Source organism: Eubacterium album (assembly GCF_025336545.1).
Taxonomy (GTDB): domain Bacteria; phylum Bacillota; class Clostridia; order Lachnospirales; family Lachnospiraceae; genus Eubacterium_U; species Eubacterium_U album.
Genome location: NZ_JAODBU010000013.1, coordinates 15,939 through 32,337, shown reverse-complemented (window position 1 = coordinate 32,337; position 16,399 = coordinate 15,939). Strand labels below are relative to the sequence as shown.

8 protein-coding genes are annotated in these 16,399 nt (G+C 33.8%); 7 read left to right on the top strand and 1 reads right to left on the bottom strand.

Going from position 1 to position 16,399, the window contains the following annotated elements; all coding sequences use genetic code 11:
• Positions 1-14 precede the first annotated feature (14 nt).
• Positions 15-1,868, top strand: a complete 1,854-nt coding sequence (locus N5B56_RS12040; RefSeq protein ID WP_260979068.1) for a leucine-rich repeat domain-containing protein — start codon at positions 15-17, stop codon at positions 1,866-1,868.
• 582 nt (positions 1,869-2,450) lie between these two features.
• Complete coding sequence (locus N5B56_RS12035) at positions 2,451-5,216, top strand: glycoside hydrolase family 3 protein (protein ID WP_260979067.1); 2,766 nt, start codon at positions 2,451-2,453, stop codon at positions 5,214-5,216.
• 212 nt (positions 5,217-5,428) lie between these two features.
• Here N5B56_RS12035 and N5B56_RS12030 read toward each other — a convergent pair whose 3' ends face one another.
• Positions 5,429-6,559, bottom strand: coding sequence for a glycosyltransferase (locus N5B56_RS12030; protein ID WP_260979066.1), 1,131 nt, complete (start codon positions 6,557-6,559; stop codon positions 5,429-5,431).
• Between the two features lie 355 nt (positions 6,560-6,914).
• On the opposite strand from N5B56_RS12030, the gene N5B56_RS12025 reads away from it, so the two are divergent.
• The 5 genes from N5B56_RS12025 to N5B56_RS12005 all read left to right on the top strand — a co-directional run bounded on the left by N5B56_RS12025 (position 6,915) and on the right by N5B56_RS12005 (position 16,399).
• Positions 6,915-9,212, top strand: a complete 2,298-nt coding sequence (locus N5B56_RS12025; protein ID WP_260979065.1) for a hydratase — start codon at positions 6,915-6,917, stop codon at positions 9,210-9,212.
• A gap of 22 nt (positions 9,213-9,234) precedes the next feature.
• Entirely contained in the window at positions 9,235-11,190 is a 1,956-nt protein-coding gene (gene glgB, locus N5B56_RS12020; protein WP_260979064.1) for a 1,4-alpha-glucan branching protein GlgB, read from the top strand.
• Positions 11,191-11,304: 114 nt separating this feature from the next.
• Positions 11,305-13,413: a hypothetical protein gene (locus tag N5B56_RS12015; RefSeq protein WP_260979063.1), complete on the top strand. Its 2,109-nt coding sequence runs from the start codon at positions 11,305-11,307 to the stop codon at positions 13,411-13,413.
• 17 nt (positions 13,414-13,430) lie between these two features.
• Complete coding sequence (locus tag N5B56_RS12010) at positions 13,431-14,495, top strand: metallophosphoesterase family protein (RefSeq protein WP_260979062.1); 1,065 nt, start codon at positions 13,431-13,433, stop codon at positions 14,493-14,495.
• Positions 14,492-16,399 carry an ATP-binding protein gene (locus N5B56_RS12005; protein ID WP_260979061.1) on the top strand — a complete coding sequence of 636 codons (1,908 nt, stop codon included), beginning with the start codon at positions 14,492-14,494 and terminating at the stop codon, positions 16,397-16,399. Before N5B56_RS12010 ends, N5B56_RS12005 begins: the two co-directional genes overlap by 4 nt.

Genomic DNA, 16,399 nt, shown 5'->3' with positions numbered 1-16,399 from the left:
TAAAAGGAGGAAATATGAGAAATTTTAAACAAGTGGCAGCCATGACTCTCGCAGGAGTTATGACGGTTTCTATGGCAGGAGTTCAGACTCCGGCTGCAACAAATACGACATTTAGTAAAGCAGTATCAATGATGGACGTAAGTAATGCTACAGGCAGTGGAAATGTGGGTATTGATATTGCGGGGGATGAAGTGTCGGAGAAAATCAATGAGATTTTGTATAGTGTATACCGTGAGGCTCACAGAAATGACGATGATACAAAAGGTGAGGATGGAAGAACGGCATATAGGGCAGCATGGGATGATCATTCACAAAAACTAGGATTGCTTGAAAGCTATGATGAAAAAGAAGATACATATAAGTACACCGACAGATTTACAATTAATGCTAAAGTTTCAACAGAAATAGTAACTACAACTCAGTTTTCAGTTGAATTGGCAGGAAATATTGCAAACGGAAAAGAGATGAAACTCACAAAAATTGAATATAATAATGGAAATGTAAAAATTGATTTAGATTCATTTGTTAAATTCATGTCAGAATATTGTGGCATGACAACAAGCAAAGTGTGTGAAGCACTCGAAATTCCGGCGTTAAAATCAATTGAATTAGATTCTGTTGCAGAAATTAATAATATGTTAAAGGATAAATGTGGAAAATATTATCCTATTATCGGAGTGGAAGTTGTTGAACAGAAAGACATTGATAATAAATTATTTGAACAGGATGAATTAGGAAAAGTAATTGACTTAAAATATGGAGAGGAAGCAAAAGAAGCTAACTTTGCATTAACAGGTGAACAGGTTGTTAATACAGTAATGAATCTTGCAAAATTAGTGCTGAACACAGCAGATTCTGCATTTGCTAAATTTGAAACAACAAATGGAACGAAGACAACTTTTAAAGTTACAGATGAGCAGGCATCAGAATTTGTATTGGCTATTGCAGATGCCTTATCTTCAAATTCAAAAACTATAGTTGATTTGGTATTCGGTCAGTTAAAAGCTCTTCCGGGATTTGATGAAATATTAACAATGCCTGTAGAAGCAGAGAAATATATTTCAGACAATATGATTGAAAGCCTCAATAAATTTGCACAAGATATTAAAGATATAGCTACAACAGTTACAAAAACTGATGAAGATAATAACGAAATTAAATATAATCCTTTACAGGAAAAGTTAAAAGAAGAAGGAATTAAATTTGATGTAACGGTTAATTCTGATTTGACAGGTGAAAAAGGTTATAGAGATTATAAGGTTGATGGAAATTTTAATTATTCATGCCCGGCTGAAACTGATGGAGAAAGTGTAGAGGTGAAACCGGATACAGTTATAGCTGTTAAATTTGATTTTAACCTTAAAGAAAATGGTCAGCCGCCAGTTGAAAATCCAGCAAATAACGACGGAAAAAATAATGTGACTAATAACAATGCAAACAATACAACAAACAATGATTTGCAAAACACACTTATTATTGTAAAAGGTAAAAAGTATAAAGCTACATCAGCTGCAAATTCAAAGAATCCTACAGTGACATTTTTAGGAAATATAAATAAAAAGGCGAAGAATGTAAAAGTTCCTGCATCAATTAATTATAATAATGTTAACTATAAAGTTACAGCGATTGCACCAAACGCATTTAAAAACAACAAGAACATAAGAAGTGTTGTAGTTGGAAAAAATGTAAGAGTTATCGGAAAGAATTCTTTCAAAGGATGCAAAAATCTTAAAACTTTAGTTATTAAAGGTAAGAAATTGAAAAAAATTAAGAAAGGTGCATTTAAGAATGCTAATTCGAAAATTGTTATTAAATGCGCTAAAGGACAGGGAAAGAAATATAGAAAATTAGTAAGAGAAAGCCGTTAGGTAAATATAAATAATTAGTATAAAAAGCGTTGTACGAATTTAAATAATAGCTCCAGTCATGTTGGTAATAAAATATTTCCGACATGGTTGGAGCTTTTTGATTTGCAACAAAATGCTAAAATTGTTATATATTAACATGGTTGGAACTTTTTTGTTGACTGGCTTAATTAAGTTTACCCAAATGCTAAAATTGTTATTTACTAATATGGCTGAAAATTTTTAAATTTGCACCAAAAGCTAAACTTTGTTTTTTATTAATATGACCGAAATTTCTTCTCTTATTTGACCTAAACAATATGAGAAGAATGTTTTAATTTATATGACTTATTAAGAGGGAAATCTCCCTTATAAATTGATAAAAAAATAACAATGTATCCAACTAAAAATAAAAACGTTTCAATTTAAAGATGATTGAACTGTTTTATAATTTGAAATGCCGATAAATAAAGGAAAGTAGCAAAAAAATTAATTAAAAGTCTATAATAAATAAAAACATTTTTATATTGCCGGAATATAGCAATTATAAATTCAGTATGTTATAGTTAAAAACAACAATAGTATGTGATTTCGGGAGGAATTGTAATGAGCACAAATATGTTTGGAGTGCCGGTAGAGGGATTTGCTCAGAAGAGTAAAGAGGCTGCCACAGAAGGTATTGTATTGTTAAAGAACGAAGGCGGAATGTTACCACTTACACAGGAAGATAAGATTTCAGTATTTGGTCGACCACAGATTGAATATTATAGAAGTGGTACAGGTTCAGGTGGTGCGGTTAATGTTGAATATGCTACTAACATCTTAGACGGATTTGAAAACAGCAATCTTAACATTGATGAAACATTAGTTGAAAAGTATAAGAATTGGTTAAAAGACCACCCATTTGATAATGGTGGTGGTGGATGGGCATGTGAACCATGGTTCCAGAAGGATATGCCTATCGATGAAGCATTTGCTAAGGAACAGGCAGCAAAGACTAACAAGGCGTTATACATTATAGGTAGAACTGCCGGAGAAGATAAGGATAACGCAATTTGGCAGGGAAGTTATATTTTAACAGATGAAGAAAAAGAAAATCTTAGAAATATAACAAAAGCATTTGATAATGTATGTATCGTTTTAAATGTGTCAAATATTATTGATTTGAGTTGGATTAATGACGAAGAATATAACGGAAGCATTAAGTCAGTAATTATTGTATGGCAAGGAGGTATGGAAGGTGGAACAGCAGTAGTTGATGTACTTTCAGGTGCTGAAACACCAAGTGGTAAGCTTGCAGATACAATAGCATACAGTATTGAGGATTATCCATCAACAAAGAATTTTGGTAATGAATTTAAGAATCTTTATGAAGAAGATATTTATATCGGATACAGATATTTTGAAACATTTGCACCGGACAAAGTTCAGTTTGAATTTGGTTATGGATTATCTTATACAACATTTGATATTGAAACACAGACTGTAAAAGAAAAGACAGATTCAATCGAATTGAATGTTAAGGTTACAAATACAGGTGACAAATTTGCAGGAAAAGAAGTTGTTCAGGTATATTATGAAGCACCTCAGGGTGAACTTGGAAAACCTGCAAGAGAACTTATTGCATTTGCAAAGACAAAGAAACTTGCACCGGGCGAAAGTCAGGAATTGACATTAGAATTTAAGATTTCAGATATGGCTTCTTACGATGATTCAGGTGTTACAGGACACAAATCATGCTATGTTTTAGAAGCAGGCGAATATAATATTTATGTTGGTAACAGCGTTAAGAATCTTACAAAGATTAATACATACAATGAGGAAGAACTTGTTGTAGTTGAAGAACTTCAGGAAGCAATGGCTCCTACAGAGGCTATAAATATTATGAAGCCTGGTAAGAAAAATGCTGACGGAACTTATGAAGTTACATATGTACCTGTTTCAACTCAGACAGTTGACATGGCTAAAAGAATTTCAGACAATCTTCCAATGGACATGCCAATAACAGGAGATATGGGAATTACACTTCAGGATGTTCGTGACGGTAAAGCAACATTAGAAAAATTTGTTGCTCAGTTGTCTATTGAAGAAATGGCTATAATCATTCGTGGTGAAGGAATGAGTAATCCACGAGTAACAAGAGGAACAGCATCAGCATTTGGTGGAATGAGTGATAGCTTATTTAACTACGGCATTCCGGCAGCATGTTGTGCAGATGGTCCTAGTGGTCTTCGCATGGAAGGAAAAGCAACACAGCTTCCAATTGGAACAGCTTTAAGTGCAACATGGAATACAGAACTTGTTAGAGAATTATATACAATGGAAGGTCAGGAATTATACAGAAATCAGGTTGATACTTTACTTGGACCTGGTGTAAATATTCGTCGTAATCCATTAAACGGAAGAAATTTTGAATATTTTTCAGAAGATCCTTTCCTTTCAGGAAAAATGTCAGTTGCTTCAACAGGCGGAATTAAAGATGGTGGCGCCTGGGGAACAATTAAGCATTTTGCATTAAATGGTCAGGAATCACACAGATTTAAGATTGATGCTGTATGTTCAGAAAGAGCAATCAGAGAAATCTATTTGAAGAGCTTTGAAATGGCTGTAAAGGAAAAAACAGTAATGTCCATTATGACATCATATAATCCGATCAACGGACATTGGGCAGCTTCAAATTATGACTTATGTACAACTATTCTTAGAAAAGAATGGGGATATAAAGGTTTTGTAATGACTGACTGGTGGGCAAAAATGAACGACGTTGTAACTGGAGGAAAAGAGTCAAATCAGGATACAAGAGACATGGTTCGCGCACAGAATGATGCTTACATGGTAGTAAACAACAATGGAGCAGAAATTAATTCAAATGGTGACAATACAGAGGCAGCAATAATCGAAGGAAGACTTACAGTTGGAGAACTTCAGAGAACTTCAATGAACATCTTAAGATTTATACTTGTAGCACCTGTTATCGAAAGAGAATTAATAGATACAAATGTAGCTGAATACTTCGAATCAGCATCAGATGCAAAATATGAAGTTCAGAAACTTGCAAATGATGCTAAGATTAAATTTGAAGGAACAGATAATGCTACAGTTGAAATTGATGAAGATGCTGAGTACACAATAATTGTACATATTTCATCACCACTTCCAAATCTTTCACAGTGTACAGTAAATGTTCATGCAAATGACAAGGTTATGGTTGTTATTCAGACAAGTGGTACAGATGGAAAATGGATTACACAGAAACTTTGCAAAGTAAAATTAGACAAAGGTTTCTACAACTTAGAACTTGAACATGTAATGGCCGGAATGAATGTAGGCTATATTGAGTTCAAGAAGATTCCTAAGAAGAAAGCTAGATAATAACTTGGAATAATTGAATTTAATCGAATTAGAAATAAATTTGTTAAGTTAGAAATGAATTTACAATAGTTTGAATTTAATAAAAAATGGGATGTAAAAATTCCTTAATTAGCAGAGGTGCATTGGCGATTGCCAATGCACCTCTGTTTTTAATCTTAAGTCAATCCAAAAACACTTCCGCCATGGCACAAATCCAGCTAAAAAACAAGCAATCACTGCTTATAAATTACAAGCTTAAACATCTTTTCCATGGCGCTCATAGATTCGGCTAAACTGTATTTTTTTGTAAAATCAAGATATTCTAAACTTCTTTCATTACGTTCTTTTGGATGGTCGAGCCAATAATCTATCTTTTCAGCAAGGTCAGCAGCATCGTTATAATTAAACAAATTTTTTTCATCTATTGCATAAGCAGGAGCGGCGGAATTAGGTGAATTGTTTATGATAGGAACAAGTCCGCATGTGGCCGCTTCGAGGCAGGCAATGCCCTCAGTTTCTTCGTTTGCAGCATGAACATATAAATCGCAAGTCGCAATAACTTCTAATAATTCAGGCCTTGAATATGTACGAATAATAGGTTGATTTATAAGTTCGCAGGCGTCACGCTCAATTGAAGATTTGTAATCTCCATCACCCGCAAAAATAAGTTGAATTCTGTTTTTATATTTGCTCATGTTTACAGCGTTAATTAGTACTTTGTGATTTTTGTGTTTAGATAAACGTGCAATATATATAATTCTAAAATTGCTATCTACAGGTCTGTGGCATGATACTTTTTTGCTAAAATCAGAACTAATTCCCGAGGAAATAATATAATGAGGAGTGTATCCGATATATTTTTCGAAATCTCTGCATAAAAACGCAGATGGAAAATGTATAGCCTGACAATATTTGTATACCTGTTCATAAAATTGTTTGTAAATTTTCTTTTTATATTTATCTTTGGAACCAATTCGAATAGGACGAATAAGCGAATCTGCCTGACATTGAAAAGTCGCCATTACAGGAATGCGGTGCTCTAAAGCGTATTTTGTAACATATTTTCCAAGAGAAAATGGCGTAATTATTAAAACCCCATCTGTTCCCAAAACAGCCTTCCTAATAACAGAACGCTTTGGCTTCGCAAATACAAGCCCCTGATTGGCAAAACGCTTTTCAATACTAGTTAAATGCTTTTTTTGAGGAACAACAAAACATGAATTTATATCAGACTTGTCTTTATCCGGACAAATAATATTTACAGAATGTCCGTGTCTTGTTAACCATTCAATTAAATTGTAGCAAAAAATTGTGGTACCATTGTTTTCTTCACCTAAGAAATCGCAAACCATTGCAATAATCATAAAACCCCTCCATAAAACTAAATACATAATAAAGGTTTAATTTCGAATAAATCAGTCAAAAATAAACCAAGCGATGAAACTAAGTATTATAAAACAAGAGTTTACCTCACAAAATAAAAGGACAAACTCTCTATTTAGACCCTCCCTTTAGAAAGTAATATAAAACAAAAACTGCTAATTTACAATATAAGAAATTCGACGTGAATTAGAAATGTGTCTATTATGGTTAAAAACATCAATTATTAATGCAGACAAACGTCCGTCGGCATTGCATAAAAGGCTAAAAAAATGTATAATAAACTGAAATACATTCTGAGATTGATATGTATATTTAATGGCATTTAGGAGGACGATAATGATTACATTAAGTAAAGGTGGAGCTTACCTTTTAAACGGTAACGAAGTAATTGAAGTTGGGGACGATTCTGAAGAAATTTTAAAATCAAAATTAGGCCAGAATTATTTAACAAAAGAAGAAGCAGCTAAGAATACAATGGCATATAACATTTTAAACAGCCATAATACATCTGGAAACATGGAAAAACTCCAGATTAAATTTGATAAACTGACATCACATGATATTACATTCGTAGGAATTATCCAGACAGCAAGAGCTTCAGGATTAGAGAAATTCCCAATACCATATGTACTTACAAACTGTCACAACAGTTTATGTGCAGTAGGTGGAACTATTAATGAAGATGACCACATGTTTGGACTTACATGTGCTAAGAAATACGGTGGAGTTTATGTACCACCTCATCAGGCAGTAATTCATCAGTTTGCAAGAGAAATGCTTGCAGGCGGTGGAAAGATGATTTTAGGCTCAGATTCTCATACACGTTACGGTGCTTTGGGAACTATGGCAATGGGAGAAGGCGGACCGGAATTAGTTAAACAGTTATTATCTCAGACATATGACATTAATATGCCGGGCGTAATCGGTATCTATATGACAGGAGCGCCTGCAAAGGGAGTTGGACCTCAGGACGTTGCTCTTGCAATTATTGGTGAAGTATTTGCTAATGGATATGTAAACAATAAAGTAATGGAATTTGTTGGACCTGGTGTAAGCAACTTAAGTGCTGATTTCAGAATTGGTGTTGATGTTATGACAACAGAAACAACATGTCTTTCATCTATTTGGAGAACAGATGAAAAGATTAAAGAATTCTACGACATTCACGGAAGAGTAGATGATTATAAAGAATTAAATCCTGGAGCAGTAACATATTACGATGGAATGGTATATGTTGAATTAGACAAGATTAAACCAATGATAGCTATGCCTTTCCACCCAAGTAATACATATACAATTGATGAGTTAAATGCTAACCTTGCAGACATTTTACACGATGTTGAACAGAAAGCATTAGTATCATTAGACGGACAGGTTGAATACTCATTACAGGATAAGATTAGAAATGGCAGATTCTATGTAGAACAGGGAATTATTGCAGGTTGTGCAGGTGGTGGATTTGAAAATATCTGTGCAGCAGCTGATATCTTAAAAGGCAATAACATTGGCTCAGATGAATTTACGTTAAGCGTATATCCTGCATCAATGCCTGTATATATGGAATTAATTAAAAATGGATGCGCAGCAGACATTATGGAAGCCGGCGGTGTAATGAAGACAGCATTCTGCGGACCATGTTTCGGAGCAGGAGATACACCTTCAAACAACGCATTTAGTATCAGACATTCTACAAGAAACTTCCCTAACAGAGAAGGTTCTAAGTTACAGAATGGACAGATTTCATCAGTTGCTCTTATGGATGCACGTTCAATTGCAGCAACAGCAGCTAATAAGGGATACCTTACAGCAGCAACAGATATGGATGTTGAATATAAAGGAAGAACATATCACTTTGACAGCTCAATTTACGCTAACAGAGTATTTGATTCACACGGAGTTGCAGACCCTGATACAGAAATTAAATTTGGACCTAATATTAAGGACTGGCCAAAAATGGAAGCTTTAACAGATAATTTATTGTTAAAGGTAGTTTCAGAAATTCATGACCCTGTAACAACAACAGATGAATTAATTCCTTCAGGAGAAACATCATCATATCGTTCAAATCCTCTTGGATTGGCAGAATTTACATTGTCAAGAAAAGATCCTGAATATGTTAAGAATGCAAAGGATGTTCATAAGGCAGAACAGATTCGTGTTTCAGGCAAATGCCCATGCGAACACTCAGATGAATTTGGAAAAGTATGGAATGGTTTAAAAGAAGCCTTCCCTGAAATGAATATAAACAAAGAAACAGTTGGAATAGGAAGTACAATATATGCAGTTAAGCCTGGAGATGGTTCAGCAAGAGAACAGGCAGCAAGCTGTCAGAAAGTATTAGGCGGATGGGCAAATATAGCACATGAATATGCAACAAAGAGATATCGTTCAAACCTTATCAACTGGGGAATGCTTCCATTTATCTATGAAGATATGAAATTACCATTTGCGAAAGGAGATTACATCTTTGTACCTGATATTGCAAATGCAATTAAGGAAAAGAAGTCTGACATCACAGCTTATGTAATGAACGGAACGGAAAAGAAAAAAATAACATTGAAGCTTGGAGAAATGACAGATGACGAAAGAGAAATAATCTTAAAAGGATGTTTAATCAATTATAACAGAGTATAAATAAGACGAACGGAGGGCCCATATGGAATATAAAAAAATAATAACAAAAGACGATTGTTATATGTTTGGACAAGGTACACATTATGAAATCTACAACAAACTAGGTGCTCATTTAATGGAGATAGACGGAGTAAAGGGCACGTATTTTGCAGTGTGGGCACCAAATGCTGTTAACGTCAGCGTAGTAGGTGAGTTTAACAATTGGATAGGATTTGACCACAATATGGAAATGGAAAATGACTCAGGAATTTGGGAGTTATTCATTCCGGGTGTGGGCGAAGGTGAAATGTATAAATACGTTATTTCAACGAAGAATGGTGACACCTTATACAAATCTGATCCGTATGGATTCTGGTCAGAAAAGAGACCTGGAAATGCATCTAAAGTAGCTAATATTGAAGACTATACATGGAAAGATAAAAAATGGCATGAGAAAAAGGAAAACCACTACGAAGAACCGATGTCAATATATGAAGTACATATGGGTTCATGGAAAAAAGACTTTGTAGATGAAAACGACGAAGACGGATTCTATGATTACAAGAGATTAGCAAAAGAACTTGTAGCATATGTAAAAGATATGGGTTATACACACGTAGAATTGATGGGCGTATTGGAACACCCGTTTGATGGCTCATGGGGATATCAGGTTGTAGGATATTATGCTCCAACAGCCAGATACGGTAAGCCTGTAGAATTTATGCATTTAGTTGATGAATTCCATAGGGCAGGAATTGGTGTTATACTCGACTGGGTACCGGCACATTTTCCAAAAGATGCACATGGTCTTGCAATGTTTGACGGCACTCCATTATATGAATATGCGGACACAAGAAAAGGAGAACACCCTGATTGGGGAACAAAGATATTTGATTACTCAAAAACAGAAGTAGTTAACTTCTTAATTGCAAATGCATTATTCTGGGTGGAAAAATATCATGTTGATGGCCTTAGAGTAGATGCAGTAGCATCAATGTTATATTTAGACTATGGACGACAGGACGGTCAATGGGTTCCAAATAAATACGGCGATAATAAGAACTTAGAGGCAATAGAATTCTTTAAGCACTTAAGCAGTATTATGAAACAGAGAAATCCACAGGCATATATAATTGCAGAAGAATCGACAGCATGGCCAAAGGTAACTGCGGACCCTAAAGACGGTGGACTTGGATTTTCTTATAAATGGAACATGGGATGGATGCATGATTTCCTTGAATATGTAAAATTAGACCCATATTTCAAGAAATTTAACCACAATAAAATGACATTTGGATTAACATATGCATTTAGTGAAAACTTCATATTAGTGTTATCACATGATGAAGTAGTTCATCTTAAATGTTCAATGTTAAACAAGATGCCTGGATATCCTGCAGATAAGTTTAAGAACTTAAAGACAGCATATACATTTATGTTTGGACATCCGGGTAGAAAATTATTGTTTATGGGACAGGATTTCGGACAACTTCAGGAATGGTCAGAAGCAAGAAGTCTTGACTGGTATTTACTGGAAGAACCTGAACATAAAGATTTACATGAATATGTTAAAAAGCTATTACATTTATACAAAAAATATCCTGCAATGTATACTGAAACAAAAGGATACGATGCATTTGAATGGATAAACTGTAATGATAATGATAGAAGTATCTTTAGTTTTATAAGAAAGACAGGAGAAGAAAATTATAAGAATGCAATAGGATTTGTAACAAACTTTACTCCTATAGCAAGAGAAGATTACAGAGTGGGAGTTCCTAAAGCAGGCACCTACAAACGACTTCTCACAACAGAATCAGGAGAAACAAAGGAAGTAAAATATAAAGCTAAAAAAGGTGAATGTGACGGAATGCCATATAGTTTGGACATGCCATTGCATCCATTTGAATCAGTTATATTTGAATTCCCAAAAGTAGCAGCTACAAGAAAAAGCCATGCAAAAAGCACTAAGGGTAAAAAAGCTGTAAATAAAAAATAAATGGGCGAAGTGCCTTATGAATACGAAACAGGCGGGGAGAAATAGCTTCCCGTCTGAAGTCGTATTTAAGCAAATAAAATTTCGGCATATTGGAATGGGAAAGTGAGACATAAAATGAAAAAAAGATATGTTGTAGCAATTGTAATTGTTATATTACTGGTTGCACTTGCTGTTTTTGGTATTACAAGAGGTAAAGTATTTGATAAATCATCGGATACAAAGAATAATCATACTACAAATGAACACGAATTGCTTCCTGAAGTAGATGCATATTATGGCTCAGAAAAGATAGCATCAATATTAGGATATAAAACAGAAGTAGGAAGTAACTATATAAGAGACAACATTGTTCCGGTGGAAAGTAGTCGTGTGATACCTGTAAAAATAATAAATAATGGCAGAACAATTGTCGGAATGAAGTATGAAGTGCGAAGCACGGAAGATTCCCGATTAATAGACAATGGGGAAGCAAAGCAGACAGAAAATACAGAAAAGACTACATTGTATGAAATAAATGCCAGTGCTATTTTACAGTCGGGACAGGAATATCAGCTTGTTTTAACATTGGAAACAAATAATAATGAAAATATATACTACTATACAAGAGTCATGGTAATGAATGACAGTTTTGTAGATGGACAGATTGCGTTTGCAAAGCAGTTTAGCAGTAGCACATTAGGACAGGATACAGAATTAAATATTGCGACATATTTAGAGCCTGATGAAGATTTGAAAAATGATGATTTGGGATATACGACATTATCTTCAAGTTATAAAATGTTGCAGTGGAGTGAAATGAAACCTGAACTTCAGGGAAAGGTAAATGTTTCAGCAAAAGAGTTTTGCATCAAAGACAGCGGAGAAGCAGGAACATATACACTAGAATATCAAGTGAAAGCAAGCAATGCAGAAGGTGTTGAAGAAACATATAACGTATCAGAAACAATAGTTGTATGGACTTTTTCAGGACAAAATTATGTATTGAATTATAATAGAGAAATAAATCAGGTATGGGAAGCAAATGACAACAATGTTGGAAAAGCTTTTATAGATTTAGGAATCCAGAATCAGAAAACAATAGACGTTGCTGAAAGTGAAAATGGACAGTACATTGGATTTGAAATTAATGGCGATGTTTATACAATGGATTTAACATCAAATGGAATGAAAAAATTATTTGCACTTGATGCCAAAAGTGTGTCAGAAAACAGAATGACAAAGGCAAAAATGATTCAGACAGATGATAAAGGCAATGCTAATTTCCTGGTTTATGGATACAGTCCAAGTAATGAACATTTAGGAGAAAATGGTATTTCAGTATTTCATTATGATAAAGAAAATAATGAAAGTAAAGAATTGTTGTTTATTCCATTTAGCCAGCCTGCAGAGATGATTGACAAACAGATTCACAAATTATGTTATGTAAACGATGGAACAATTTATTTCATGTTAGATAACAGTTTATATTATGTTAATATAGGAACAAAGGAAAGCGGCAAAATTGTTGAAAATATGCCTGACGGTTCTTATGCGATAAATCAGTCAAAAACAGCAATTGCTTATAATACCGATTTGACAACAATGAATAGTGATAGTATTACGGTAATAGATTTGACGACAGGTAAGGAGAAAAAACTTACAGGAGAAAATGGCGAAAAGTTGTCAGCGTGTGGATATACAGGAAACAATCTTATCTATGGTATAACAAAACCTGAGAATGTTTCGGACAGTATGCGTATAGATACTTTAAAAATTATAGACAAAGATTATAACGAAATAACTTCATATTCTTCTGACAATACAGTTATTACAGGTGTTGAAATAACAGACACTATTATTAACATGAAGAGAGAAAAGAAGGGCAAAGCTATTTCTGATGATCAACTTATAGATAATACTGAAAAATTAGAAACAAAGACAAAATCAAGTTATTTTGCGGATACATTAAAGCTTAAAGAACTTGCAATTTCATTTGTAAACCAGTTAAGTGGAAAGAATGAATTAAAAGTAGAGGAAGCTTCCATTAAATACAAAAAATCAACAGAAGTAAATACAATAATAAAGCCTGCAGCACAGGACCAATATTTTGTATATGCGGGTGGAAATTTATTTGGAATATATTATAATCAAAATGAGGCAGAAACAGTAGCGAAGACAAATAAAGGCCTTGTTACGGATTATAATGGACAAAAAATTTGGACATTTGAAGAAAATTATGAATAAAAGGAGAATCATTCAACATGCGGTTCATACACACAGCCGACATTCATCTAGGGGCAACGCCGGAAAGTAAAATGGATTGGGCAGTCCACAGGGGAGATGAAATGTGGGGAACATTTGAAAGATTAATAAAAAAAGTTAAGGAAGATGAAATAGAATTACTTATAATTGCAGGAGATTTATTCCATAGACAGCCATTGTTAAGGGAATTGAAGGAGGTAGACTACCTGTTTTCAACGATTCCGGATACAAAGGTTGTGTTGTGTGCAGGAAATCATGATGCAATAAAAAAAGGTTCGTTTTATAGAAATTTTGAATGGAATAAGAACGTTTATTTTCTTGATAGCAAAACAGTAGATTGTGTGCCTATAGATGATTTGGGCGTTGATGTGTATGGATTAAGTTATTATAAAAATGAGATAACAGAACCGCTGTATGATGATATACAAATAAAAAATCCATATAGGATTAACATTCTTGTAGCTCACGGTGGTGATGATAAGCATATTCCTATTAATAAAAGAAAGATAATGCTTGAGGGATTTGACTATGTGGCATTTGGACACATTCACATTCCGGATTTGGATGAAGCTAACAGAATGGCATATTCAGGTTCCCTTGAACCTATTGATGTAAATGAAATAGGCCCTAGAGGATTTATATATGGAGAAGTAACTAAGCAGAATTTGAATATAAGATTCCAGTCTTTTTCTAAGAGAGAATATAAACATGCGGAAATGACGGTAACTACAAATGCTACAAATATGGAACTGCGACACACTCTTATGGAATTTATAGAAAAAGAAGGTAGAGATAATATATATAAAGTAACAATAGTAGGTTATAGAAATCCTGATTTTGATATTGACTTAGAAGGCCTGGCTCAGGTAGGAAATGTAGTATCCGTAACGGACCGAACAGAGCCTGACTATGATTTTGAAGAATTATATGAAAGAAATAAAGATAATCTGTTAGGAATGTTTATTAAAAAATATATCGACCAGGATGTTCTCTCTCCAATACAGCAGAAGACCTTATACTATGGGGTTAAGGCGTTACTTGAGGCTATGGAGGACAAACAATGATAATAAAAGATATTCGATTGATTAATTTTGGCAAATTTCATGATACGGAAATTCATTTCGAAAGAGGATTAAACATTGTTTATGGTGAAAATGAAGCCGGAAAAACAACAATACACACATTCATAAGAGGAATGCTTTTTGGTATAGATAAACAGCGTGGAAAAGCCAGCGGAAAAGATACATATACCAAATATGAACCATGGATTAATCCTGAAGTATATCGTGGAATGATGCGAGTTGAAAACGATGGTAAGGACTATCGTTTTGAAAGAAATTTTAATAAAAATGAAAAATCATTTCGTGTCATAGATGAGGACCTTGGAAGAGAACTTGATGACAACGAAATAAAGCAGTTGTTTAGAGGCTTAGATGAAAGTTGTTATTATAACACGATTAGCATAAGCCAGATTGGAAGTGCAACTGATAAAGAATTAGAAAATATATTAAAGAACTACGCAGCAAATCTAGGTTCAACAAAGTCTATGGAAATTGATATGAAACAGGCTTTGACAAGTCTTGATGCTGAGCGTAAAGAAATAATAAGCGAAAATAAAGTAGGTTCTAAAGAATCAGTAATTCGTGATATGGAAGAAACCGCAGAAGAAATAGAGATGTCTAAAAGAGAGCAGGATACAATAATTTCTGAAATTGATTTAGACAGGAGTAAAGAAGCGGAGTTACTGGCAAAGAAGCAGGATTTGGCAGGAAAGGATGCTGTCAGATTAGAAGAAATGACAAAATACAGTGCCAGAAAAGAAAATCTTTACAATGAAATAATGCAGCTTAACCATGAAATTGATAAGGCTTCAAGAACTTTGACAGAGATAACGGCTCAAAAGGGAGAAATGGAAAAGCAGTTAGAGTCAAAAGGAATTCCAACAAGGGAAGTAATGGAACGAGTAAGCAACGCCTTAAATAAGGCGACAAATATACCAATTGTGTTCGCCCTTATAACAGTTGTATGCCTTGGATGTTCAATAGGTATGTTTATGGCAAATCCTGAATTACTTGATTTTTCAAGCAAAGGCATTTTAAAAATTGGAATACCGGCAGGATTAGCATTAGCATTTTTAATAGCAACAATTGTTAAGTTTTTTATGAATGTAAAGAGCAAAGAAAGACTTGCTGAAAATTTAAAAGAAACTAAACTTATCATGGATAAGTTAGATGCATTAAATAATGAAAAAACATATACAGAGCGTCAACTTGATAACAGAAGAGCTAATTTAAGTGTAGCTAAAGAATCTTTAAAAAATCTTGAAGAATCAGAATTATCAAGCGATGATTATAGTGAAGAGATAAAAGAACTTGATGAAGAATATGCAGCGCTTAAGGAAAAAATTGGAAAAGAGCAAGGTGTATTAGAGCAGAAGCAGGAACAGGATATTGAATTAGAAAAGCATATAGAGAATTTAAAAGCAAAACTTCAATCCATTAAAAATGCAGAGATTGAAATAAGAGCATTAGAGAATGCTAAAAGAGAAATTGAAGAAATAGCTTATGAAGTTAGAAACAGTTTTGGAAGACGACTTAACGAAAAGGCTTCTTACTATATGTCAAAGATTACAAATGAAAAATACAACAATATTGTTATAGATGATAACTTAAATGTTTCAGTTAATGGTAGAAATGCTTTAATATCATCTTTTAAATTAAGTAAGGGAACTGTTGAACAAATTTACATGGCTTTAAGGCTTGCAGCAGCAGATATAATATTTGAAAACGATACAAAACCTATTTTGCTTGACGATACTTTTGCAATGTACGATAATAAACGAATGGGAAACACAATGAAGTTTATGGCAGAAAATCTTGACCAGGTAATAGTGTTCTCATGTCATACAAGAGAAAAGGTTATGGCGGACAAACTTGGACTTGATTATCACTTGAAGAAATTAGATTGA